At 67.4% G+C, this 25,411-nt stretch carries 11 protein-coding genes; 5 read left to right on the forward strand and 6 right to left on the reverse strand.

What is annotated here, in order from left to right; translation table 11 throughout:
- The first annotated feature begins 113 nt into the window (after positions 1 to 113).
- Positions 114 to 3,833, forward strand: a complete 3,720-nt coding sequence (locus ACZ7GJ_RS36930) for an ABC transporter transmembrane domain-containing protein (RefSeq protein WP_470758212.1) — start codon at positions 114 to 116, stop codon at positions 3,831 to 3,833.
- 1,302 nt (positions 3,834 to 5,135) lie between these two features.
- On the opposite strand, the gene ACZ7GJ_RS36935 is transcribed toward ACZ7GJ_RS36930, so the two are convergent.
- On the reverse strand, positions 5,136 to 5,522 hold the full coding sequence (locus ACZ7GJ_RS36935) for a DUF4158 domain-containing protein (RefSeq protein ID WP_470758214.1): 387 nt from the start codon (positions 5,520 to 5,522) through the stop codon (positions 5,136 to 5,138).
- Between the two features lie 332 nt (positions 5,523 to 5,854).
- Here ACZ7GJ_RS36935 and ACZ7GJ_RS36940 point away from each other — a divergent pair, with 332 nt between their 5' ends.
- From ACZ7GJ_RS36940 to ACZ7GJ_RS36950, 3 genes are all read left to right on the forward strand, one after another.
- On the forward strand, positions 5,855 to 6,121 hold the full coding sequence (locus ACZ7GJ_RS36940) for a hypothetical protein (protein ID WP_470758216.1): 267 nt from the start codon (positions 5,855 to 5,857) through the stop codon (positions 6,119 to 6,121).
- A gap of 452 nt (positions 6,122 to 6,573) precedes the next feature.
- Positions 6,574 to 8,202, forward strand: coding sequence for a zinc ribbon domain-containing protein (locus ACZ7GJ_RS36945; RefSeq protein ID WP_470758218.1), 1,629 nt, complete (start codon positions 6,574 to 6,576; stop codon positions 8,200 to 8,202).
- A 79-nt stretch (positions 8,203 to 8,281) separates the two neighbouring features.
- The gene (locus ACZ7GJ_RS36950; protein ID WP_470758220.1) at positions 8,282 to 8,890 is read left to right on the forward strand and encodes an alcohol dehydrogenase catalytic domain-containing protein; all 609 of its coding nucleotides are present in this window, start codon (positions 8,282 to 8,284) and stop codon (positions 8,888 to 8,890) included.
- Between the two features lie 475 nt (positions 8,891 to 9,365).
- Here the strand turns inward: ACZ7GJ_RS36950 and ACZ7GJ_RS36955 are convergent, their stop codons facing one another.
- The 3 genes from ACZ7GJ_RS36955 to ACZ7GJ_RS36965 form a co-directional block, all read right to left on the reverse strand.
- Positions 9,366 to 10,583, reverse strand: coding sequence for a tyrosine-type recombinase/integrase (locus ACZ7GJ_RS36955; RefSeq protein WP_470758222.1), 1,218 nt, complete (start codon positions 10,581 to 10,583; stop codon positions 9,366 to 9,368).
- A 1,402-nt stretch (positions 10,584 to 11,985) separates the two neighbouring features.
- Entirely contained in the window at positions 11,986 to 12,426 is a 441-nt protein-coding gene (locus tag ACZ7GJ_RS36960) for a hypothetical protein (RefSeq protein WP_470758224.1), read from the reverse strand.
- A gap of 1 nt (position 12,427) precedes the next feature.
- Entirely contained in the window at positions 12,428 to 19,702 is a 7,275-nt protein-coding gene (locus ACZ7GJ_RS36965; protein ID WP_470758226.1) for a ricin-type beta-trefoil lectin domain protein, read from the reverse strand.
- 635 nt (positions 19,703 to 20,337) lie between these two features.
- On the opposite strand from ACZ7GJ_RS36965, the gene ACZ7GJ_RS36970 reads away from it, so the two are divergent.
- Positions 20,338 to 23,448 carry a DNRLRE domain-containing protein gene (locus ACZ7GJ_RS36970; RefSeq protein WP_470758228.1) on the forward strand — a complete coding sequence of 1,037 codons (3,111 nt, stop codon included), beginning with the start codon at positions 20,338 to 20,340 and terminating at the stop codon, positions 23,446 to 23,448.
- Positions 23,449 to 23,607: 159 nt separating this feature from the next.
- Here the strand turns inward: ACZ7GJ_RS36970 and ACZ7GJ_RS36975 are convergent, their stop codons facing one another.
- Positions 23,608 to 24,009, reverse strand: a complete 402-nt coding sequence (locus ACZ7GJ_RS36975) for a hypothetical protein (RefSeq protein WP_470758244.1) — start codon at positions 24,007 to 24,009, stop codon at positions 23,608 to 23,610.
- Positions 24,010 to 24,103: 94 nt separating this feature from the next.
- The gene (locus ACZ7GJ_RS36980) at positions 24,104 to 25,333 is read right to left on the reverse strand and encodes a hypothetical protein (RefSeq protein ID WP_470758230.1); all 1,230 of its coding nucleotides are present in this window, start codon (positions 25,331 to 25,333) and stop codon (positions 24,104 to 24,106) included.
- Positions 25,334 to 25,411 lie beyond the last annotated feature (78 nt).

Below are 25,411 nucleotides of genomic sequence, written 5' to 3' on the forward strand. Positions count from 1 at the left end.
CCCCCCCCCCCCCCCCCCCCCCCCCCCCCCCCCCCCCCCCCCCCCCCCCCCCCCCCCCCCCCCCCCCCCCCCCCCCCCCCCCCCCCCCCACGGCCAGACCAGAGAGACCCCCCGTGAATTTCCGGCGCTACCACAGCCACCAGAGCGGCGACTCGGACTGCGGTCCGGCCTGCGTGCGCACCGTGCTGCGCCGCCACGGCAGGCAAATCGACTCGGCCCTCTTACGAGAAGCCGTGGGCCTGGGCCACCTGGGCTCCACCCTGCTGCGGCTCCAGCAGGTACTCGCGGACTACGGTGTCGAGTGCCTGCTGTTGCGCCTCGACGTCCAGCAGCTGGAGAGGGCCCTCACGCTGGCAGGTCCGGCGATCATCCGGGTCCATGTGGGCAGCAGCCCGCACTTCGTCGTCGTGCACGCCGTACGCGACGGCCGTTTCACCCTGAGTGATCCGCTCTTCTCCCGACCACGCGTCCTGGCCGCCGACGACCTGGCCCTGATCTTCGCCGGTCAGGCCCTGGTCACCGAGCCTGCCCCGGCCCGCCCGGACCTGCGTTCCAGGATGTCGGGGGCAGGGGCGATGCCCGGGGTGGCGGTGCCGCGTCTGCTGTGGCCGCTCCTGCGCTCCTGCTGGCCCGCACTGGTCGCGATCCTGCTGCCGACGGCGGGGGTCTCGGCCGTCGCCCTGCTCACCGGCCTCTTCCTGCAGTTCGCGGTCGACCGGGTGGCCGCCACCGACTCCCCGGCCCAGGCCGATGTCCTGGCGGCCCTGTTCGCCGGGGCGATCGCCGTCGCGGCGGGTGCCCAGTACCTGCGCGGGCGGATGGCGGTCGCCCTGGCCCAGTCCCTCCAGCGCCGCCTCAGCGCCCGTTACGTCCGCACCCTGCTGCGACTGCCGAGCTCCTTCCACCAGGGACGGCGCACCGGCGACCTGGTCAGCCGGCTCGACGACGCGCAGGAAATCCAGAGCGCGCTCGCTTCCACCTCCGTGCACTGCGCCATCGACGCGGGCATCGTGATCGTCCTGGGCGGATACCTGGCGCTGCTATACCTGGCGCTGCTGGACCCCTTCGTGGGCTTGGCGCTCACCGCTTCGGTCGCGGCCAGCGCCCTGACCGCATGGCTGCTCTTCCCTCCGGTCAAAGCGGCGGCCGAGGAGGCCCTGCAACGCGATGCCACCGTGAAGGCCGAGCTCTTCAGCATCCTGCGCCACCACGAGCAGGTCACAGCCTTCGCCGCCCGCGGCCACGCCCAAGGGCGCATCCTGGACCGCCTGGAGCGCAGGATCACCTCCGAGACGCTGCTGGGCAGGCTCGGCAACCTCCACACCGTGGCCAAGTCCGCCAATCTCGCACTGACCACCCTCCTCGTGGCCTGGATGAGCTTGCGTCAAGGAGCCGCGGGCGCCCACAGCTTCGGTCAGGTCTTCGCCTCGGTCACCCTCGCCGGGTACTTCCTCGTCTCCGTCGACTCCCTCGCTACCCTGCAGATCACCTTCCAGCGCCTGTCCGCGGCGCTGGGCCGCTACCGGGACGTCCTGTACCAGAAGCAGGAACCCGCACCCGGCGACCCCCCGTCGCCGGACCGCCGCAAGCCCCTCGGGGGCGCCATCGCCGTCCAGGCCCTGTCGGTCACCTACCCCGCGTCCTCCCGGCCCGCCCTCGAACAGTTCACCCTGACGGTCCCGCCGGGCACCTCCGTACTCCTCTCGGGCCCCAACGGCCGCAGCAAGAGCACCGCGCTCAAAGCCCTGGCCGGGTTCTTCCCGGCCTACCAGGGGACCGTCAGCATCGGTGGCGCCGATCTCGCACAGATGGCCGCAGAAGAACTCAGGGACCACGTCCTCTACGTCAGCGACAACCCCTTCCTCCTCGCCGCCGACGTCCGGGAGAACCTCACCCTCGGCCGGCCCCACACCGACGCGGACATCGCGCGTGCCTGCCGAATGGCCTGCTTCGACGAGGTGCTGGGTGCCCTTCCCGGCGGGCTTTCCTGGCACGTCGCGGAGAACGGCAGCGGCCTCTCGCGCGGCCAGGCGCAACGGCTGGTCCTGGCCCGGGCCATCCTCCGGGACCCTGCCGTGTACCTCTTCGACGAGGCCTTCAGCGCCATCGACCGGACCACGGTGCGCACCGTGAAACAGACCCTCGGATGGACCGCACCGAAGATCCGCCGCGCTGGCACCGCCGACCTGTGGACCTGGCTGATCATCGCCGCGCATACCCAGCTCTGTCCCGCCCGGCCCCTCACCGAAGACCCCCGGCGGTCCTGGGAGCGGCGAACCGAACCCCGCGCCTCACTCCCACCCGGGTCAGGCGCGGGTTTTGCAACGTCCGCGCGACCGCGACGAGGTGGAGTACTGGGGGTGGCTCAGTCGAGTGGGACCTGGGCCGCATCCCCTCCGGTCGGCGGGGTGTGGAGAGGGTGGTGGCTGGGGCAGGGTGGTGGAACCGCAGGCCAGGGGGCCTGCGAGGCCGACCTTTTGGGCAGCGGCCACGCCGGAACACCTCACGTACCGGCCGGGAGCGCGGGCCTTGCCCCCGCACCGCCGCCCTGGCACCGGACCAGCCTGCCCTCCCATGAAGGACGTCCCATGAACCATGTGCGTACTGCTGCTGTACGAGGCGCCCGGCGGTCGGCGGCGCTGACGGCCGCGGCACTCGTGGCAACCGCTGCCCTGGCCTCCATCCCCGAGCAGGCTGACACCTCCGTACCCGTGGGTGCGGACGCCGAGGCGATCACCGCGAGGACCGGTGTGGCTGCCGATGCCCTGGAGCGGCGGCTGGGGGTGGACCGGACGGCGGGTTCGTTCGTGGACGAGCACACCGCGCGGGTGATCCTCAACGTCACCGACAGGGCCGCGGTCGACACAGCCCGTCGTGAGGGCGTGCAGACCCGGCTGGTGAAGCGCAGCACATCCCAACTGCGTGAAGTCCGCGCCCACTTGGAGGAGACCGCACGCATTACCGGGACGGGCTGGGCGACCGATCCGGTTCACGACAGGATCGCCGTGTCGGCGGATGCCACCGTTTCAGGGGCCCGGCTCGACCAGTTGGAGAAAGTTCTCAAGCCTCTGGGTGACGCCGTGGCGCTCACTCGTGTGGCCGGTTCCTCCACCTCCGCTTCCCGCAGGGGGCTCGCGCAAGCGTCCGGGACCCGGGCTCTCGCCACGGGCACCGGTTCGTCACGCATGGGCCCCGCTGCCATGCACGGCGGAGACGGCGTCCACAACGACACCAAGGTCGGTACGTGCTCCCTGGGGTTCAACGTACGCAGCAACCGCGATCCCCACGCCTACTTCTTCGTGACCGCCGGCCACTGCGGCCATGGGAACGACCGGTTCAACGGCGTCTTCATCGACGACGACATGAGGGTCGGCAGCATGTCCGCGTCCCGCCCCAGCGTCCATTCACGGAAGGGCGACTACGGCATCGTCAAGTACACCGCTCCCGGCATTCCGCCGCATGATGTCAACCTGTACAACGGCAGATTCCAGACGATCACCAAAACCGGCGAGGCCCGGGTCGGCCAGAAGGTGACGCGCAGCGGCTTCCTCTCGCAGGTCAGGACCGGTGTCGTCACGGCCGTCGATCAGACGCTCAACGGGGTCGACGACGACGGACACACCTTCGAGACCAGCGGCCTGGTCAAAACCACGGCCTGCGCCATACCCGGCGACAGCGGCGGGCCGTTCTTCTCCGGTAGCACCGCGCTGGGGATCGCGACGGCCATCGACGAGGGCACCGAATGCGGTACCGAATCGGGATCCCCTCGCGGCGTCACGTATTTCCAGCCGATCGGCGAAATCCTCAAGGCCTATGACGTGAGCCTTTACTGAGACCCCCTACTCCCCGGGCGACGAGGCCCGCGGGGTGGGCAAGGCACTGGAACGCTACGAGGCCCTGAACGCCTTCGGCGGCACTGCCTGGGACCTGTCGGCGATGCCCCCCGGGCAGGCTCCAGGCGCTGGTCCGCTTCGCGCGGGCCGCCCGCGCCCAAGCGGTCTCCGATCTGGCCGGGGACCGGCGCCTGGCCGCCCTGGTGGCGTTCGCCGCGGTGATGCCGCAGATCGCAGCCGACGAGGCGATTGAGGTGTTCGAGGTGTTCGACCTGGTGATGGGCGACCTGATCCGCTCCTCCAGCACCAAGATGACCAAGGCCGGCGCCGCCCCATCCAGGCGTGGGAGGTCCCAGCAAAGTTCCTCACCTCCGCATGGCGGCGCCTGGTCTTCCCACCCCCGCCGATGCCCGTGGCCAGCCTCGAGAAGCGCGCCCTGATCGTCGCCTCCGCCGAGGCCCTGCGCACCGCTCTGCACCGGCACGAGGTGTACGTGGAGGGCCTGCGCAAGTGGGGCGACCCCAACGCCCGGCTGCTCAACGACACCGCGTGGGAGGCCGCCCCCTCCCGGGTCTGCGAGGAACTCGGCCTCGTCCCGAAGCCGGACAAGATCCTGGCGGGCTGGCCCGACCGCCTCGACTCGGCCCACCGGGAGTTCGCCAACGGCCTGGCCGCCAACCCCGTCGTACGGATCGAACAGCAGGGCGGCCGGGACCGCATCACCCTCACCGGCCTGGACCGCCTGGACGAGCCCGCCCCCTGCGCGAGCTCCACAAGGAGGTCGAGGCCCGCCTGCCGACCGTCGACCTGCCCGAGATGGTACTGGAGGCGAACTCCTGGGTGCCCTACCTGGGCGACTTCACCCACGTCTCCGAGACCAACTTCCCGGATGGACGACCTCGAACTGTCCGTGGCCGCTGTCCTCACCGCCGAGGCCACCAATGTCGGCGTCGAGCCGATCGTCCACGACGGCGTCGGCGCGCTACTCGGACCCCGATCTCGTCCAGCCGCAGCCACCGCTCCTCGCCGACCCAGGCCTTCACCTTCGGGGCGACCTTGCCCAGGAGCTTTTGGATCTGCTCGTCGTTCAGGTCGTTGAGAGACGGCTCGTCGGCACTCAGCATGACTGCGAGGGCTACCGGCCCACGCGCTACCACCGGACAGCCTTCCCCAGATCATCCGCGATCACGGCGCGAGAGGCGACCTGCTCTTCGCCGTATCGCAGTCATGATCGACACCAACCATCCACCGCACACGCTAGGTGATCGCAACTACTCACAGCTACCTGGCGGGTAGCGGCAGCTACACGAGAACAGGGTCTCCTCGGCCAGAGCGCGGGCCGCCGGCCGCCGGGCCGTCGTAGCGCACCTGACACCGCTGGCGGACCATGCTCCTCTGGCTCTTGGCCGTCCGCTCCGAGCCGCATACCGGCAGGGTGTCCTCCGGGAGCTCCGCCGCCCGGCGCACGAACTCCACCACCTGGTCCGGCACGTCGTGCGCCTTCGGAAAGCAGCCCATCCGCTGGTAGGACTTCAGCGCCACCAGCAGGGCGAGCCGGTGCTCGTCAGAGTCTGTGACCTCCCCAGCCCAGACCCGCTCCTCCTCGCCGGGAGTGAAGAACACGTGTAGCTCGCGCGCGGTGATCAGCCGCTTGAACCGCGGATACGCGGTCCTCTCGATCGAAGTCATCCCCACCCCGCCCGACGTTCAGCCCAACCAGACGCACCACATGCGCCCACGTTCGAGGCGATGTCCGGCAGCTGTGCCCGCAGCTGGCCCGCCCACTGCTCGGTCAGGGCCTGGCCGTTGACATCCCTTTCGGCCGTATCCCAGGACCCTCCTCAATAGCGCGACCGCAGCCACGCGTAGTTACTCAACGTTACTCGCCACTTGGCGGCAGCTATACGAGAACTGGGCCGATCCTGCTGGCCTATTCCGTGCCCGGCGGGGCTGGCGGCTCTTTGGCCGGGCAGCAGCGGCCGTTTTGGCGTTCCCGGTCGCGGGTGGGGTGTGGAATCTCGATGCGGCCGGTGCAGTGGCCGAAGGTGCCTGAGCTGACCGCGCAGGTGGCGCGGGCGGTGGCGGCACGGGGCCCGTACCCGTTGGCGATGCGGGTCCGTGACGAGCTGGGCGAGTTGTTCGCGGACGCCGAGTTCGCCGAGGCGTTCGGAGCCAGAGGGCGGCCGGGCTGGTCTCCGGGCCAACTGGCGCTGGTGACGGTGTTGCAGTTCGCCGAGACCTCACCGACCGGGCGGCAGCGCATCGGGGGCGGTACGGCATGGACCTGAAATACGCGCTCGGCTTGGAGCTGGATGATCTTCGGGTTCGACGCCTCGGTGCTGTCGAGTTCCGCACGCGACTGGTCGAGCCGGACCTGGAGGCCACCTGCTGACGATGACGTGCGGCACGTGCGCTCGACCCGAGGGCCCCCGCTCCTGGCGTCGAGCCGGCTGGCCAGTCGGCGTCATAGAAGCCCACGAGGCTCTGGGCTGCGTCAGGGGAGTGATGGACCGACGCCCGTCCGTGTCCCGCAGCGTGGGAAGGGGGTTGGGGGTGATGTCCGTCCGATCCTTGCCGCAGCGGATCCGGCCCTGTGCGCCCGACTGGGCCGGACGGGCTCTGACGGCGCGACTCTCCGGGACATGATGCCGTGACAGTGACCGAGAACCCCGAAGTCCTCCTGCCTGAAACGGTCTGGGCGTCCCGGGGCTGGTTCGTGGGATCCGGCACGGCCGCCCTGGTGGCCGCCCGCCTGACCGCGCTGCACGCCGACAACGTGATCGAGGACTGGGCCCGCGCCCAGAGAGCGGGTTGCGGCGACGGTCCGGACGCAGTGTTCGACGCACGATGGCGTGCCGGCGACGGCGTGAAAGTACGAGCCCGCCTGATCCTTTGTGACGACTCGAGGGAAGGCGGGACCCGGTGGCAGCTGACCGCCCAGGCCGAAGCGGCATGGGACTGGGCATGGCCCTCTCCCCTGACCCGGTTCGTACCCGCCGGCACGCTGGCCGTTTGCGACCAGCCGCGCGGTGCCCTCTTTGGTGAGGTCTGCCAGCTGCCCCTCGACACTGCCCTGCGCGGACACCTGCGGGAGTTAGCCCAGAGCCCTTGGACCATCAGCGTCCTGGTCCACGAATCCCACCCCGTTTATTCCCACACGCCCGCACTGGCCGCTCTGCCACCCGGTATGTTGGGCCGCATCCTGGAGTACCGCGTCCTCGGCGACCAACGCCAGGCCGTCAACCGCCTCCTGCACACCACCGGTGTAAAGCTTCCCCCTGGCGGAGCGGTGATCATTCCCTCCCACCCTCCCCGCCCCGGCATCAGCCTCAGAGATCTGGAGCTCCGAAACGCCACGGCCGCGGATCCCGCCCCGCTACTGGCCGCTGTCCTCCAGCACGCGGCAGCGCCCTGGCCCGCCACCCCCGCCATCCTGGCCCTCGTCCGCGACCTGCAAGACACCTGGACCTTGGACACCGACACCGAACGCCTCGAACAAGCCGCGGCCGCCCTCCAGGCCAAAGATCGACAGCTGAAGGCCCTCACGGCCGACCGCGACACCTGGCGGCAGCTCGCCACCACCCACGAAAGGGACCTGAAGGACGCTGTCCTGGCCGTACGGGATGCCACGAGCCGCGAGCAGACAGCCCTGGCACGCCTCCGAGACATCGAGCAGCACCTCGCCGACCTCAAGAACGCCACTGCCACCGACGCGCTCACCCCGGCCGCTGAAACAGCCGACCGCCGCCGCGAACAGGCCGAACAAGACGTTGAGGCCGCAGAAGAACTCCTCGACGGCCAGAACACGGAGATCATCCGCCTGCGCGCACGCCTCGCCGCGGCCAGTCCACCCCCCTGCCTGCCCTTTTCCCAGACCGGGCCCCCGACGCCTGACAGCTGGGAGCAACTCGCTGACCAGACACACCGCGAACTCACCCGGATCGTCCTTGCGGACATCACAGCCACCACGGCCCCTCTGCGAGGCCACCCCCTGGAACAGCTGTGGATCCGCCGCAGCTGGCAGACCCTGAACACTCTCCAGACCTACGCCGAAGCCGCCACCCGACACGGCCCCCAACTGCTGCCGCACCTCGCCGCCTACCTGCGCTGGCCCGACGCCAAGGATCTCATCCCAGCCACTCGACACGCACCGGGCGAATCCGAAAGCCGTACCACCAACAGCCGTTTGCGAGAGAGCCGCACCTTCCCCGTCCCCCGCACCATCGACCCCACCGGCCGAATGTTCATGGGCGAACACATCCGAATCGGCTCCGGACGCCCCCCCGCGCCCCGCCTCCACCTCCACGACGACACCCACGGCCGCACTCGCCAGATCCACATCGGCTACATCGGCCCCCACCTGCCCTAATCTCATCTGCTGGCGATGCCTCAACAAACCCAACTCATGATCGTGTTACGAGTTCTCAGTAGCCGTTTCAGGAGGGGTCATGCGAGCGATTCAGGTTTCCGAAGTGGGCGGTCCCGAGGTGCTGCGACTGGTCGACATTGATCAACCGATGCCGGGCCCGGGCCAGGCGGTCCTGGAGGTCGCCGCGTCCGGCGTCAACTTCCTCGACGCATACCACCGCCAGGGCCGGTACACCCTCCCGCTGCCCTTCACCCCGGGCACTGAGGGCGCGGGCACGGTCCTCGAGGTTGGACCCGGCGTCACCCACGTCGCTGTGGGAGACCGGGTCGGCTGGGTGGAGATTCCCGGCACCTACGCCGAGCAGGCCGTCGTGGACTCCTCCCGGCTCGTGCCCCTGCCCGACGGCGTCGACTTCGAGGCCGCCGCCGTGCTGCTGCAGGGCATGACGGCGCACTACCTCGTCAAGGACGCCTACCCGGTCCAGCCAGGCGACACGGTGCTCGTGCACGCTGCTGCCGGCGGCATGGGGCTTGTGCTGACCCAGCTCATCACCCATCTCGGCGGCAGAGTGATCGGCACAACCTCGACACCGGAGAAGGCCCAGCTGGCGCGGCGCGCCGGGGCCGCCCAAGCTCACCGCGATCTGGAGGCTCGGCGTACCACCGGCAAGCTACTCGTCATCCCCTAGGGCAACCGACGGAGTTAACTGACCTGCAGGAACATGGCTTTCGCCAGGCTTCGATCCCGCGCAGCTGTGTCCGCGATCCCGGGTGATGACCGCTAACGGGAGCCAGCTGCGGTGCGAGCGCAGGCAGAGCCGAGATGCCCGGCCGACCGTCGACCGCATTTCGTCACCTGGGCAAGCCCACTCCGTCGGTGGCACAATAAGGCCCGCACAGCGAACGAGGGCGTGCTCGCACTCCAGATCACTTCCTTCCCTCATCGGCTGTCTGCTCCCCGCGCCCGCGGGGATGTACCCGACCGGACCGTCACCCGGCGGAGCGGATCCTCCTGCTCCCTGCGCCCGCGGGGACGACCCTCGCCCCAGCCAGGCTCGCGTGTCCAGTCCCTCGGTTCATCGCGCCGGGGACAGAGAGTTACTGGGGCGGGACCGTGTCACCGGGACCATGGCCGGCGCCGACTTGGCCTGCCCGCGTGCTGTTTCAGGCGGGGCGTGTGAAGTTGCCGTACAAGGGGACCGCGTCCATCGGGTCGATGGTGTCGGTGTCGTCGGGGCGGTCGTACGTCGTGTCCGCGAGGCGGGACTCCTTGGCCCAGCCGCCTGCCTGGTTGCGGAGTTTGAGGGGGACGCCCGCCTTGCTCATGTCGGTGTTGGGGCCGGCGCGCCAGGAGTGGGCGGTGACCTTGAGGCCGGCGATGTAGGGGAGGCCCGCGGCTGCGGCGCGCTTCTTGGCCATTTCGTTGACGGCTCGGCCGGAGAGGTGGTCGCCGCGGTCGGTCGCGAGAGTGCGGTTGGCGAGGTTGCCCTTGACCGTCAGGGCGCGGAAGAGTGGGGAGCGGGGCTGGTCGGCTCCCAGTTCGTGCAGGTCACCGAGCCAGGACCGGAGGCGTGCGACGAGCTGGAGGTCGGCGCGGTCGCTGATGCGGCGCCAGGATCCCTTGGCCTTCTGGTCGGTCTTCGACTTGACGGTGTACACCCAGACTTCCGAGTCGGAGATCCGGACGTGCTCGACAAGGAGGTCCGCTGCTTCGATGCGGCGGGAGAGCTTGCCGTACATGAGGGCGAGCATCGCCGCGTCACGCCGGCCGATGCGGGTGGCCTCGTCGATGGAGTCCAGGACCCGGACCAGGTAAGCGATCTGCATGGCGGCCGACTGCTCGGTGCGGCCGCCGGCCGGCGCCCATTCCTCGGCGCGGAAGGTCGCGACCATCTCGCGCGCGAGGGAGTCGTCGGGGCGTTCGCCTTTCGGGTACCAGGTGACGATGCGCGACAGGTACTGCAGCAGGGTGTCGGGCTTGTAGCGGCCGGTGTCGATGAGGTGTCCGATGTACTCGGTGAGGTTCGCGGTGGTCGTGGTGGGACGGGCGATCCGGCCGTGGGCCGCGCACCAGCGCTGGTACGCAGCGCGGGAGGAGTCCCGGTTGATGCGAGTGTTCTTCGCACCCCGCCGATCGAGCCGGTCCTTGACGGCCGCCGAGACGGTGAAGTCCTTCTCGGTGAAGGCAGGTTGCTCACCGGCGACCGGCGGCAGTTCGCCCTCGGTGAGAACGGTGTCACGGGTGATCGCGTAGCGCGGGGGAGGGGAGGGCGCGCGCGTCGCCGGCAGGGGCGCGGCCCCGCGAGGTTGTCCGTCCTCGACGAGTTCCGAGTCGAGGACTTCCTGAGTGTCGGTCGCTTCAGTCGCTGGGTCGGAGGTCATCCCGTTAGCGTCGCTAAGCATCGAGGTCTCAACTTCCCTCCGGACGGTCCCTGGTGACCGTCCATCAGGGTGCCTCCTATTCTGGCACGAATAGGAGGTAAGGAGGCCCTTCTTAGGCCCGTGGGGGATGGGAAGGGGAGTGAAAGCCACAGGAGGGCCGCTGACGGCCTGGCACGCGATGGGTGATCCCATCACACCAAGACCTCGGAGTTCAGGCGCTCTAGGGCCCGTTCTGTGGGTCGATTCTCTGGCGGTCCATGCGGAACTTTCCGATCTTGCTGCGGTGAGTGGCCCGGCGAGGGTCTTCCGTGACGGCTGCGACGTTCTTGCCAGTTGTCTCGCCGGTCTCGGGGTTGGTAGAGGGGACCTCGTCACCGTGGTCAGCGTCGGCTTGCCGGTCTCATCTGCCAACTGAGACCTCGGTGCCCGTCACGAACCTGTTCTTGAGGCATCCCGTAACCCGGCCCGTACCTAAGGATTCCTACGGATGGCCTTGTTGTACCTCCGCCTTCAAAGGGCTCGAACGATTATAGGCTCGATTTAACATTTGGCGTAAATGAAGGTGGCGGGGGCCACAGCTGCGATCGACCATTTTCTGGCATGCCCCGAGCGCCGCGTCCATCTTCATGTTCCAGTCCAGCTTGGGGTCGTAGGTGCCCCAGTTCGCGACCCGCTTGAGATAGGGAGATATGTGTTGTTGAATTCCTGTTTGTTGATCGCAGTGCCCGTAAGGACGTTGCCGCGGCGTCATAACACACAGAGCCCCATCGAGTGCAACTCGATGGGGCTCCTGTTTCCGGCTCCGTTAAAGGGCGAGAAATCCGATCAAGCCAACTGGCTAGCCAAGCAAACGTGTCCTCGTTTTCGGCAGCTGACCGGTAGGGATTCCCGATGTTCAGGCGGGCCGTCGAGAGTAGGCATGACGAACGCGGGATAGCCGTATGGTCTCCCCATGATACCGACCGACAGCCTGCACCCATGATGTCCCAGTCATCCATAGGTTCGACAAGTCCCCAGACTCCCTCAACATCCGTATCGTCAACCGTGTCGGAGTGCGGCATGCTGATGAGGAGCAGGAGCAGCTGACGGTCGACAGAGATCAATCCGCGTTCTGTTGCCAATTCGAACCAGTCGGCGTCTACCTTGGGAGCTCGAGCAGGGTCATCAAGCGCGGCAGTCCGATCCCGGCGGCTTACGTAAGTACTGCGGGCGCCCGACCTCAACCCCGTCGAAGGAGGTGCTGTCATCTGCGTTTCCGCAGGTCAGCAGAATTCGACCAGTCCGTGGATGTGCGTGGAAGTGCCGTGTTGCGCGCCCCCGTTGCCGCAGCGTCAACTACTGGCGTAAAGAGCCCAGGTGGCCCCACCGGATTTAAGCATTTCCGGCGGGGCCCCTGGTCTGGTCACACTGACAGGTCCTGCTGCGCCTCGGCATATGAATTAGACGGGACAAGCTCGGACATCTTCCTAAAGAAGATTATACCCGCCGCTCTAATAGCTTCGAGGAAGTCCGTCGATGCAGCGTTTGCCCTCTTGATTTCTTCGCCAATCTTGGCAGTCACCAAGACGCGAGACCCTACGGTCTGAAAAGAGAGGTTAATCGGCTGATCCGGGAAATACGTCTCCGCGTAACCCGCCGACTGCAATTTCTTCACCATCTCGGCGATATAACACCAGAGCTGGTCGACGTAGTCCCATTCTTCGGGTCCGATGATCTCCAATCCATCAACGGACAGCCGTACGGCGCCTTCAATGTAGTCAGGGTCGGGCGGCGGAGTGCGACAGGCTTCTACCTGTACGAACGCGCCGTCCACGCCCTTCAGGAGCGTCTCAATCTCAACCATGTCAGGGCTCCTTAGGCTTTGGAGGTTCCGGATAGAACTGGCCCACTCGACCTCTGTTCATGCCGAGTACGTAATCGACGCCATCGACTCTCCCTCGAATCTGATACATACCCCGACTTCCTCGCTGGAGCAGCGTATCGCGGTTCTGCTGCATCACCTGACTGATCGAACTCTGGACGTCATCGACACTCATGCTCGAATCGAAGAAGGATTGCGTCTTCTTCACCGAGCCATCCCAGTATTTCGGGTGATGGCGAGTGAGGATGTGCTCCATTCCCTTCTTGTCGAGCAAGAAGGATTGATTCCCGAACTGGAACCGCTGACTCCTCCAGTCCCGAAGGACGGGAAGACATCCTCCACTGTTATGAACCAGAACCGGTGTCTGTCCAGCGAGCACATAGTACGTGTGGATGTTGGCTACGGTCAGGTTGCGGACTGTTGCCTGATGCATCCAGCGGTTGATCGCTGTGATCTCGACGAGGGTGCCAGCGTTTGTCTGCAGGAGCTGGCCAACGGCGAGGTCTGTTGCGTTGACCCACTCGTTGAGTGCAGGCACCCAGAAGGGGTGTTCGTCCGTCGCGGTGATGGTGGTTGAGCCGCTGTCCGCTTCATTGACTTGGGCGACTGCTATTTGGACGAGGTTCTTGGTGCCTTCTCCGTCGATGGTTGCGGTGACATCCTCGGCGGCTGTTTCGCCTGATTCTGGGTCGGTTGCTAGAACCTTGTCGCCTGGGGTGACGTCTTCGAGCGGTTTGGTGGTGCCGTCCGCCATGAGGACGGGTGTCTCAGGCGTGAAGCTGTTGCACTTGGAGAAGAATTTCGCGATGAACTTCTCTCCGAGCTTCGCCGCGCCCCCGCCTGGGACGGGGGAGAGGAACTCCCCGACCTGGAAGGAGTGGTCATTGTCGTTGAAGCCAGCCTTGCTCAGGAGGTTACGAGTCCAGTCGCCGGCGCTTGGTCCGCCTACGGCGTTGGATATCAGGGTGACGGGGTTTCCGTTGCTGGCGAGGTCCAGGACGCCTTGGCCCATTCCGGCGAGGAAGTGTCCGGGTTTGAAGTCGATTCCGGTCACGTAGGGGACGTTTTGGTTGCTGAAGATCTGCTTGGTGATCCTCGTGTACGTCCATGCTTCGTCTCTTCCGCCGCCGCCGTGGATGTCGGGGGAGGGCGCGTGTGTCTCGTAGTACCTGCGCTGGGTGTCCACGGGGGTGTATTCGGCCGTCGTCTCCTTGGCGTTGGAGAAAGTGATGACCGACTGGCCCTTGCACTTGTAGAGGGTTCCGCATTCCTCGCTGCGCAGGCCGCTGGGGTCGGAGCCTGAGATGGGATTGCCGGCTGCGTAGGTGTAGCCGTTCATCTGGAGCGGGTCGGTGATGTCGATGATGGGGTCGACGCTGATGAAGCGGCCGGTTGCGGCTTCGTATTCGCGGGCGCCGATGTGGGTCAGAGCCGTGGTGTTGTCATCGACGCCGGAGCCGAGGAACGTGTGGCTGTCGGGCCAGTTCGAGGTGAGGGCGCCGCGGGGGTTTCCGTAAGGGTCGGACTTGCGGCGGGTGACGGTCTGGCCGGAGGCCTGGTCGACAGAGGCGGTTGCGGTGTTGTGGTGGTCGGTGAGCAGGACGGAGAGCTTGTGGTTCTGGCTCTTGCCCTCGGTGCGGCGGACTGTGGTGGGGGCGCCGGGGCTGCTGTAGTAGCGGACGGCGTCGATGGCCTGGCCGGCCTTGTTGACGGTGATCTCGGCTTCGCCGAGGTACAGGGTCCGGGCGCTGCCGGTCTCCTCGATCAGCCGTTCACCGGAGGGGCCGTAGACGTAGGTGGTGGTGTTGTCGAAGTTCCACTGCTGGGCGCCGGTTGCGTTGCAGGACCACAGCTGGAGGTCGCTGCCGTCGATGGCGTTGTTGGGGACGTCGACGCACTGGTTGGCGGCCGGGTTGTAGAGGGACTTGTCGCTCGCACGGTAGAGGAACTTCTGCTTGTCGCTGCCGTCGCAGGTGGCGATGACCACCTTGGTGCCGCTGGTGGTGAGGCACTTTTCGAAGGCGCGGACGGTGTCGCCGGTCAGGCGCCACTGCTGGGCCTTGGTCTCGTTGCAGGGCCAAATCTGTGCGGCCGTGCCGTCCGCAGTGGAGCCCTCGGCTACGTCCATGCACTTCCCGAGGACGCCGATGGCCGCGACTGAGCCGATGCCGGGGCTGGTGGCGGAGGTGAGCTTGTTGCGGCGGTCCCAGTTCAGGGCCTGGGTGTCGCCGTCGATGCGGCGGCTCTTGGTGTTGCCGGACGCGTCGTACTCGTAGTTCGAGAGGGAGGTGACGGTGCGGCCCGGCGTGTTGGTGGTCTTGGTCGTCTTGGCCAGGGCGTGGGGCTGGGTCGTGCCGGCCGGCTGGGTGCCGTTCCCGGTGACGGTGACGCCGTAGTCGTACGTGGTCTTGTCGTCCAGGGCCCCGTTGGTGAGGTCGTGGTCGATGAGCTGTGTGCGGTTGCCGATCGTGTCGAACTGGTATTCCTGCCAGTAGCCGTCGCCATCCGGGCCCGGGGTGACATCGCTGAGGCTGGGGCCGGTGCAGGCTGCGGTCTTGCCGGTCCAGGCGTTGGTGAGCTGGCCCATGGCGTCGTAGGTGAAGCACTGGCGGTCGATGCGGCCGCCGGTCTGGGTGTCGGTGATGGAGGTCGGGTTGCCGACGGTGTCGTAGGCGTACGACAGGGAGGAGATGCGGTTGGGGTTGGCGGTCTCGCGGTCGCTGGTGGATTCGGTGACGCGGCCGGTGTACTGGTCGTAGAGGTTCGTCGTCCAGACACGGTTCGGGTGGTTGCCCGAAGCGGTACGCAGGACCTCCCCGAAGGGGCTGTAGACGGTGTCGGCGGTGTACCAGTTGAGACCGGACAGGGTCTTGGGCATGCCGTCGTCGTCGTACCGGGTGATCAGCTTCTCGGCGGCCAGGCCGCCCGGGGTGGCCGGGCGGGTGGTCGACTGGACCTTGCCCCTGGGCGTGTAGGTGGTGCCGTAGGAGTAGGTTCCGGCGAGGCCCTTGGTCGCGGCCACGTCCGGGATCGTGATCTTCGAGCCGGTCGGACGGTACTCGGTGTCGTAGCCGGTGATCTCGCTCGTGTACGCCGCGCCGCCCTCGTACCGGGTTGAGGCGACGGCCTGGCCCTTCGCGCCGGGCAGGGTGTCGTACGTCCAGGAGCTGACCAGGGGGCCGTCGGCCGCGTTGTCGCGCAGGCCTGTCTTACGTCCGAGGACGTCGTACGCGGTGTACTGGGCGCGGCCGGCGGAGTCGGTGGCGGAGACCTGCTGGTCGAGGTTGTTGTAGGTGAAGGTCGACTTGCCCATGTCGGGGTCGTCGGAGGAGGTCATGCGGCCACGGGCGTCGTAGGTGTACGTCCAGTTGTTCCCGGCCGGGTCGGTGACCTTGGACAGCTTGCCGCCCGCGTCGTAGGCGTACGTGGTCTTGTTCCACGTGGTGAGGTCGGTGGCCGTGAAGTGGCGTACCTCTGAGGTGCGGTTGAGGACGTCGGTCCAGGTTTCCACTGCACGGCTGCCCTTGAGTGCGGTGGAGCCGTTGGCGGACATGCCGGTGCGGGTCCGGGTCCAGTCTCCGCCGTACTGCGTCGTGGTGGAGTTCTGGGGGACGTCCGCGTGCAGGGTGGTGGTGCGGACGGGGCGGCCGAGGCCGTCGTAGGCGGTCTCGGTGGAGTTCGGGACGTGGAAGACGGTTTCGGGGACGAAGATCTTCGTGTCCGGCTTGCCTTCGGCGTAGTAGCCGTTGTTGGTCTGCCGGACCGTGCCGTTCGCGCTGTGGAGGGTGTCCGTGATGACGCGGCCGCCGCCGGGCGCTTCGCCCTGGGACTGACGGGGGCGGAGCAGGCCGTCGTAGATAGCGACCGAAGTGGCGTAGGTGCCGTTGTCCCGCAGTGTTTTTGTGGTGACGACCGGGGCCTCGTGCTCCGAGATCTGGTACTCGAAGACCTGGGCGGCCTTGTCGGTGAGCTTCTGCGAGGGTGTCCACACATCGGTGAGCCGGCCGATGTTGTCGTAGGCCATGGTGGTCTTGCGGCCGTTGGCGTCGGTGGATTCGAGGGTGGAGCCGCGCGCTGCGTCGATCTTGGTGGTCGCGGTGTGGCCGAGGGAGTTGGTGGCGGTCACGGTGGAGACAGCACCGGTGGCCGGGGTGTACGCCGTGGTGCTGGCGTTGCCGGCTGCGTCGTAGGCCTTCACGACGCGGCCCAGGGCGTCGTATTCCGTGCGCACGGAGGTGACCCAGCCGGTGCCGGCGGCATCGAGGCTGTCCAACTGGTAGGAGAGGCCCTTGGACGGGGCCGCCCCGAAGGCGTTGAGAGCGTCGTACGAGGTCCGTGCGTCGCCGAGGACGGCGCTAGTAGATGCCTGGGAGCAGTCGCCGGCGGTCTTGCGGACCCGCTGGGGCAGGCCGATCAGATTCTTGTCCGGGTTGTGGACATAGGAGGTCGTGACACACTCCTGGACCTCTGTGGTCCAGCTCGTGCCGTTGTGGGTGAGGGCCGCGGTCTGGGTGGTCTCGGGCAGTCCGTAGGTCGCGTCAACCGTGCTCGTGGTGCGGACCATGCGGGACTTGCCGCCGCTGATGGACTGAATCTCATCCGACCGGCTGACACCCGTGCGGTAGGCCTCGAGGTTGGTCGTTCCGTCCCGCGGCCGGGACGCGGTCTTCTTGCTCCAGGGCCACATCAGGGAACGGGACACAACGGCCCCGCCCGCCTTGGCGTAGCTGATGGTCTCCGCCGCCTGCCCTTGGTACTGGGGCAGATCCTCACCGAGGTCCTCTGTGCTAGTCGAGTCCTTGACCGTGATCTTGGGGCGTCCGGCATCACCGGACATGCCCCGGAAGTACCGGGTGCGGCTCTGCGACTCTTCTGTGGCATCGCTGCCACCCGTGTTGGCCGTGACGCCGCGCTTCGTCACGACACTGGCGTAGCCGCGCCACTGGCCGTAGGTGCGCAGCTCGGGCTTGGAGAACTCGTCGTTCTCCTTGGCCCAGGCGGCGTCGCCCTCGTAGGTGTACGTGGTGGTGACATCGGGCTGGCGGCCGACGCGGTCCTTCTCGGTCACGCGGTCGATGACGTACTTGTTGAACCACTCCAGCGGAGGGTTCTCCAGGGTGCTGTCGGGCGACCAGCGGACCGGGAAGCAGCGGGTGGTGTTCTCCTCCGGCTTGGGGTGGCTGCCGCCTACCGGGCACGGGTCGGAGTAGTCGACATGGATCTCCCCGCCGGTCTCGGTACGGATGGTCTCCACCCGCAGCCGGTCGAAGTCCGGGGTGGGGTCGTCCGCGCTGGTGGCGACGCGGTTCGGCATGTCCTTGACGTTGGCGATGAACGACACCGAGGGCAGCGAGGTGCTCAGGTTGCCGGCCTTGTCCTTCTGCGTGCCGAACCCGGTGCGGGTGATGGCCTCCAGCCACAGGGGCGGGTGGGTGTCGGTGCGCTGCTTGGGGAAGGACTGCTTCAGGTCCCACTGGTCGACCTGCGACAAGGCCGTGGACCCGGCAGTGCGCTGGCCGAACGTCTTGACGGCGGTCAGGCGCTTACGGCTCCAGAACGTCGGCGTGGTGGTGTAGCAGTCCTCGCTGCCGCCGTCCTTGCAGTGCAGGGTGGAGGGGGTGTCCCACCACGGCTGCTTGTCCTGGTAGTTGTTCGACTCGAACTCGGCGAGCGAACAGGTGGTGCTGCCCTCCCTGACACACCGCTCCGCGACCTGGAAATCGACCCGGCCGGCCGGGTCGGCGCTCAGGTTGTCGGCGCGCAGGCCGTAGGAGATCTGGGTGGGGTAGCCGCCCCGGGTGTAGGAGACCTTGGCCTTGTACTTCTCGTTCTTGGCGTAGTTGTTGGTCTCCTTCGCCCAGTCGATGATCATCGCGTTGCCGTGGACGTCCTCGACGTAGTCGAGGTTCCAGCGCCAGCCCTCCTCACACGAGGAGTTGGCGTAGGCAGACTGGTAGCAGGGCTCGCCGGGGTGATTGCCGAAGACGGGAACGGTGAAGACCGAGTTCGTGACGGCCCGGCTGCCCGCGCCGTCGACGTCATGGCGGCCGAAGAAGTAGCGGGTTCCGTCACGGGTGGTGACGACCCAGTACTCGCCGTCCTTCGCGCCGTTGGCCTGTCCCGTCTTGCGCTCGACCTTGGCGCCGTCATCGTTGGCAGGGACCCACTGGCCGGTCGTGGCGTCGTGGACCAGTTCGGTCGATCCGCCGCCGAGCGACATGACCATGTTGTCGCCGGCCCAGCAGAGGTCGCCCTTCTTCCGGTCGGTCGGGTTGTCGTTGTTGGGCGTGCCCGGGCTGGCCTTGAGGTCGTCCGAGCAGGACCGGTAGCGGCGCTCGATGAAACCAGGGTTGTAGTCCCATCCGTCACCGATCCAAGAGGCCTGCCCGTTCGCCACCGACGTCCTGCCGTCCACCGACTGCGAGGCGTAGGTGAAGGCGACGCTCGGAGCGGGGCCGGCCGGGGCGGTGGGAACGGTCAGAGGGTAGGTCCAGGAGAACCCTCCGCCGCTGCCGCCCGCGGTCCACGTACCCGACGGCGAAAGCGGTGTGGCCCGGTAGGTGCCGCCGGCGCCGGAGGCACCGTCGGAAGCGGCCAGGACCATCGGACCACCACCGCCGACCGCCATGGTGCGCAGGCCCTGGCTGGGCGCGGTGGCCGGGTCGACGGTTGCGCGGACGGTACCGGTGGCCGGGTCGTTGGTGGACGGGACGTCCTTGGAGACGGAGCACTCGGGGAGGTCCGGAGTGGTGAGGAAGCATTCGGGGAGCTGCTTGAGCTCCAGGCGGGTGGCCCACTCGGTGCCGTAGAGGTCCTTGAACTTCTTGTAGTCCAGCTGGACGTCGACCGGAGTGGAGCCCTCTGCGGGGGGCGTGACCTTGATGAGGGCGCCGTCGACCTTGGCGGCCTCCGTGGCGGCACGGGTTTCGACGGACACGGACCAGGTGCCCGACGGGTCGGGCGGCATCGGATTGGACTCGGTAGGGGAGGCCTTGCCGATGCTCACGGGCAGGCTGCCGGCCTGGACGAGCTGGGTGCCCGTGGCGGGCTCGAGTGCGACGGTGGCGGTACCGCCGACAGGCGGTGTCACCTTCGAGGGCTCGTACTCGGCAGGCGGCTGTACCGGGGCTCCGGCCCAGCCCTCGAGCTTGGCTGCTTCGACCTCGTCGAGCTTGGCCGGCTTGTCCTGCTGGAGGCCGGGCAATTGGATGCCGCTGCGGTCGCCGGGTGGCGCCGCCCAGGCTTGAGTTGGAAGCAACGTCGCCACCAGCATCACGGACAGCGTGATGCCGGTGCGCCCGGCAAGGCGCGCGCGTTGTGCACGAGCCTTTCTGTTTCCGGGCAGGCGGAAATTGTTCGCCGAGAACGGCGACATGTGGACCCCCCCACGCGCTGCCGCCACGGCTACGGCACATGGGCGGCAGGAAACTGACAATTAGCCAACTGATTGTGTGGGCGTTCGCAGAGAAAAATCCACCATCCGATAAGCGGTGTGGGCTTTGTCACTTTACCGCACGCATATGCCGGGGCAATCGATGCAAATCGGGTGGAAATGGGCGGCGAGTGGGGTGATATGGGGGGTGACGATGTCAGAGGGATGGTTCATGCTCGGCCTGGCGTGTCCTTTGCGTGAAAGGCGAGTGGGGAGCGGGCCTTTCCCGTTCAGGCCAGTGGCCGAATCATTTCGAGTTATGGGTACCGAGGGCTGCGAAACCGTGCGCCCGAGGGGGGAGAAGTGCAATCGTGTCTGTCAGCGAATCCGCGGATGAGAATCCACCAATAGGTCTTGCGGAGAAGGAAGTTGACGCGCCGCGGTCACGCTGGTTCCAGCGCCGGCGGACTCTGGGCGGCCTTGCCGCACTGCTCGCCATAGCCGTGGCTGTGCCGGTCGGTATGCAGCTTTCTGAGCCACAGGGTGCACCGGATGCCAAGCCGGCCGAGGCCGAGGCTGAGAAGCCAGAGGTACCGGTCACCGCCACGGATGCGCGTCGGCTGGCCAGGGAGAGCGGCAAAGAGGTCGAGGTCACGGCCGAGCGCACTGCGAACACCACGACGTGGGCGAAGCCCGATGGTGTGTTCAAGCTGCGGGTGTCCTCGGCCGCGGTGCGCGCCAAGGTGGGTGATCGGTGGAAGCCGATCGACACCACCCTGGAGCGGGTGGAGGGCGGGTTCGCGCCCAAAGCGGTCAACGGGCGTGTCGTTTTCAGCGGTGGTTCCAAGCAGGAGGCCGCCGACGGCGGTGGGCGTGCCTCGCGTGGAGTGACGCGGACAGCTCTGGCCCTGCCTGCCGTGAAGGCGGATACGCCGGTCCCTGCCTGGACTGATCTGGTACGGCTGACCACCGACGGGCACGAGATGGTGGTGAGCTGGCCCGGCCCCCTGCCCGAACCGTTCATCGCCGGTCCGCGCGCCCTGTACGAGAACGTCCGCCCCGGTATCGACCTGCTGATGACGGCGCAGGAGGGTGGCTACTCGCACCTGCTGATCGTCAAGGACAAGAAGGCCGCCTCGGATCCGATGCTCGGCCAGTTGAACTACCGGCTCAGCTCCCCGGACCTGACCTTCCACCTGGACGAGGCTTCGCGCGCGGTCAGCGCCCGTAACGCCAAGGGCGAGGAAGTCGCGGGTTCGCCCACTCCGTACATGTGGGACTCGGCCGGCAAGGTCGCCACCACCGAGGGCGAACCCGCCCCTGCCCCGGGCCCGGGTGCGGCCGAACGCCCCACGCTCGCCCTGACCGGTCTCGCCGGCGCGGAAGGCGCGCACGCCGAGCCGGCCGGAGCCGCGCTCACGGCCGAGGGCATTTTGACTCTCACGCCGAACAGTCGGCTGCTGAATGACGGCGACACGGTCTATCCGGTGTTCATCGACCCTTCCTTCAAGGGCCACAAGCAGAGCTGGACCCTGCTCTACAAGACGGCAGAGACCACCAGCTTCTACAACGGACAGAACTTCAACAGCGACAGCGGAACTCCCGAAGCGCGCGTCGGATACGAGACCACCACGTACGGCACGTCCCGTTCAGTATTCATGTTCGACTTCGGCAACCAGCTCCACGGCACTGCCATCCGATCCGCCAGGCTCCGGGCTTTGCAGACGTACTCATGGGGTTGCACCGCAACCACTTTTGACGTCTATCACACCCCGATGATCTACAGCGACACCACATGGAGGAGCACGAACAACGACTCCTTCTGGGGCAACCGCATAGCCAGCGGTTACACGGGACACGGACACGACAGCTCCTGCCCTGACAACTGGGTCGCCCTCGACATCAAGGGCACCGTCGAAAACGGGGCCCGCGGCGCCTGGCAGAACCTCACTCTGGGTCTGCGCGCCGAGAACGAGGGCAACGCGAACTTCTGGAAGAAGTTCCTCGCCAACGGTGAGAGCGCCCCGTACATCGATGTCGAGTACAACAAGGCCCCCGACGAGCCGACCCAGGCCGGCATGGACACCGTCCCGGGCGGTGTCTGCACGATCGACGGCCCGTTCAGGAAGGTCGGCAAGTCGGACGTCATGTTCGAGGTCCAGGGCGTCGATGGCGACGGGAACCTCAAGCAGATCCAGATCAAGGTCTGGCGCGCCTCGGACGGGGCCGTCGTCTTCGACCAGTGGATATGGCCCGACAGCTACGGCGTCGCCAGAACCGGCATCCCCTGGGAGTCGTTCACCGCGAACACCACGTACTCCTGGACGGCCACGGCCAGCGACCACGACGGTGCGATATCGGGGACAGGCCCGGCCGGGACCGACAAACCGTGTTCGTTCACCATCGACCACACCCAGCCCACCCCGCCGACCATCCGCTCCGAAGACTTCCCCGTCCCCGGACCCGATGGCGCCGAGTGGAGCAAGAACACCCTGAGCCCCGGCAAGATCACCGTCATCGCCGGCGGCACCAAGCCCGAGGACATCCGCGAGTTCCAGTGGAGCCTCAACCACCCCATCTACGACAAGAAGGCCGTCCCCCCGGCGGGATCGGACACCGTAACCGTCGATGTCAGCCCCGACAACGCCGGACCGAACATGTTCTACGTCCGCATCGTCAACCAGGCCGGCAACATATCCAACCCGTACATCTACACGTTCTACGTCCGGCCCAGGCCGGGCGCCGACGGTCCGGGTGACGTGACGGGTGACGGCAAGGCCGACCTCCTCGCCGTCGACGGCGCAGGCGACCTGCGCGTCTACCCCGGCGACAAGGACGGCGACGTCGACGCCTGGATGCCCGCCGCCACCGACGCAGGCAAGGCCGCGCCCTCCGGCTACTGGAAGGACGCGGCGAGCGGCAAGCCCGCTCTCATCAGCCACTCCACGGACTGGTTTCCCGGCGACGGCATCACCGACCTCATCGCCCGCATGCCCGACGGCAAGCTGTACGTCTACCAAGGCGACGGGAACGGCCGCTTCGACATCAGCCGGCGCATGGAGATCCTCCTCCCGGAAGGCGCCCCCAACCCGGCGACGTTCAGCCAGATCGTCGTCGTCCAGGACGTCACCGGCGACGGGATGGAAGACCTCTTCGCTCTAGCCGACGGCGGCGACACCTTCTGGGCCCTCACCGGCTACAGCGGAGCCAGCATCACCAGCGCCAAGCAGATCGGCGGCTCCGGCTGGGGTAAGCGGGACATCGTGGGCGTTCGCGACGTCTCCGGCGACGGAGTCGCGGACCTGATCTTCCGCGACGACTCCATGCCCAGCCGCGGCCTCGCCCTGCGCAACGGCAAGGCCGCCGCAGGCGGCGGACTCGACCTCAACTCCATCGGCACGGAAGCGGCATCCAACGGCGGCAAGGACATCACCTACGCCACCACCGGCTGGGACCGCGCCACCCTGCCACTCCTGCGCGGCACCCCCGACGTCAACGGCGACGGAATCCCCGACATCTACGCCACCCGCAACGACGGAACCCTCTACCTCTTCAACGGAGGCAACGCAGCCCTCATCAACGGCTGGCGCGTCGAAGAAGACGACTGGGGCACCGCCCGCACCATCGGATAGGCAGTACCCCGAACACACAGGCGCTCGGCCGGGACACCCTGGCCGAGCGCCTGCAATGTCTCCGCCGACTACCTGGGCAGCCTTGGTCGTCTCCTGACGGCGTGACAGTGGCCCTGACTCGCAGGCGCCACCCCACCGTCGACAGTGAAGCGCAGATGCCTACGCTGGTTCCGCTGAGCTTCGTTTGTCCTCCACGTGGATGACGTGGAGTTCGGTGCCGTCCCGGTGGCGCTTGGAACGTCCGAACAGCCCGACAGTGATCTCCGAATGATCTCGAGGCTCATCCGGGCCGACGTAGGTAAGGACGTCGTTGTGGTGTCCGGTGACGACCCATCCTTCGGCGTCCTTGAGGTTGATCACCCCAAAGTCGCCTGCTGAAGATCCGGCATGAGTCGGGCCGAACTTTTTCAGGATCTCAGTGGCTTGTTCAGCCAGCTCTCCATCCGGAGCGGTCAGCACGACACAAGTGCCCTGTTCGAACAGCACCCAGGACTTGCGAGGGTCGGCGAGAAGGCGCTGCCAGACGTCTACCAGTATCTCGGTTTTCACGGCGGCCATCATGCCGCAGAGCACCGACATCTGGGCGGACTAGCTTGGAGGCCAGGTGCCCGAACGCGCTCCGGCGGCCGTCCAGTGCTCGCAGGCGAGCCCGCTGCTACTCCACGGGTTCCCCGCCGTAGTCAATGCCAGCCGCTTCGAGCTCCTCAAGATGAGTCAGCGTCAGGGAGCAGACGGGACAGATAAACGCCTCCGGGTACCCGAAATCAACCGTCCGATTCTCATGCTCGCAGTAGTCCTCCGGCACAAGGCAGAGACAATCTGTGGGGCGCTGCTGCCCGTACACGCTGCCGCGCGAGCCGCAGGCAGAGCAGGAGCGACACCACAGATGATCGCTCCCCTCCGGGGTCTCCGGGTCGGCCCACCCGGCGCCAAGGATGGACCGTACGAGCCCGTCCATGTTCAGCTCGGGCTGCTCGATGCAGGCGGCATGGAACCCCGCGACCACGGCAGAGGCGAACATCGTCTTCACGGAGAGGACTTCGCGCGCCTGCCGCTCCGCCTCCGGGGAGAGATGGAAGGAGTCAGGCCGCGACGGAAAAGGCAGCGCCCCGTACGACTCCAGCAGCTCGACCGCGACGCGCTGCGCCCGTGCCCCGGCGGAGTGCAGGGCGGTCCACAGCGCCGCCTGCAGTGCAGCGTCGGCGACCTCCTTCTGCCGTGTGGCCGACCGGAGCCCGGACCGCAGATGGGCGACCCGGGTGGCCGACGTCGCACCGATGCCGACCGCGACGCGCGCCGCCTCCTGCTCGACGAGTACGAGCTCCTCGGCAACGGTCTCGATCCCGGGCCGGTCGGGCTCGTCGACGGGAGTGGGCAGCACGGCGACCTTGACCAGGTCGCCGAAGACGTTCGAGTACTCCCCCCAGAACGCGGCGGAGTCGACGCCGAGCTCGGCGCGCACCGCCTCGACGACCTTCACGCCGAGGGCGACGACCTCGCCGGCGACCTGGTCGTCGTAGTGTGCGTAGTGGGCGACTCCGTTGCGGGAGTCGGCGATCGGCCGGAATTCCTGTTCCTTGACCGGCATCCGCTTGCCCATGAAGACCGACACGTCCTTGAACGCCTCGACGACCCCGATCGTCCGTGCCTCGCTGAGGGGCTTCACACCCGGGGCGCCTCCGAACCCGAGGGCATGGAAGCGGTGCGCGCGGTCGCCTTTCTCGGAGATGAGCAGCGGGTCGTGATGGCACAGCAGCGCCTTGAGGATGTGCTCGCATCCCACTCCCGCGTGCAGCACCGCGAAGGCCCGGTTCCCCGCTCGCCACGAGTCGAGGCTCGCCCGCATGAACTCGCCTGCCATCGACGAGAACTGTTCCTTGTTCACGTTCCCCCCTTCCTGATCATCTGACTCCTCCTTACGGTACGGCCGGGCATCCGGCGGTACCGGCGTTGTACTGGTGGG

The sequence above is a fragment of the Streptomyces sp. NPDC037242 genome, assembly GCF_055604165.1.

Bases quoted from the DNA above. Each gene is read 5' to 3' on its own strand.
- ACZ7GJ_RS36935 (WP_470758214.1), bottom strand. From the start codon at position 5,522: ATGACTTCGATCGAGAGGACCGCGTATCCGCGGTTCAAGCGGCTGATC.
- ACZ7GJ_RS36940 (WP_470758216.1), top strand. From the start codon at position 5,855: ATGCGGCCGGTGCAGTGGCCGAAGGTGCCTGAGCTGACCGCGCAGGTG.
- ACZ7GJ_RS36950 (WP_470758220.1), top strand. From the start codon at position 8,282: ATGCGAGCGATTCAGGTTTCCGAAGTGGGCGGTCCCGAGGTGCTGCGA.
- ACZ7GJ_RS36955 (WP_470758222.1), bottom strand. From the start codon at position 10,583: ATGACCTCCGACCCAGCGACTGAAGCGACCGACACTCAGGAAGTCCTC.
- ACZ7GJ_RS36960 (WP_470758224.1), bottom strand. From the start codon at position 12,426: ATGGTTGAGATTGAGACGCTCCTGAAGGGCGTGGACGGCGCGTTCGTA.
- ACZ7GJ_RS36970 (WP_470758228.1), top strand. From the start codon at position 20,338: ATGCAGCTTTCTGAGCCACAGGGTGCACCGGATGCCAAGCCGGCCGAG.
- ACZ7GJ_RS36975 (WP_470758244.1), bottom strand. From the start codon at position 24,009: ATGATGGCCGCCGTGAAAACCGAGATACTGGTAGACGTCTGGCAGCGC.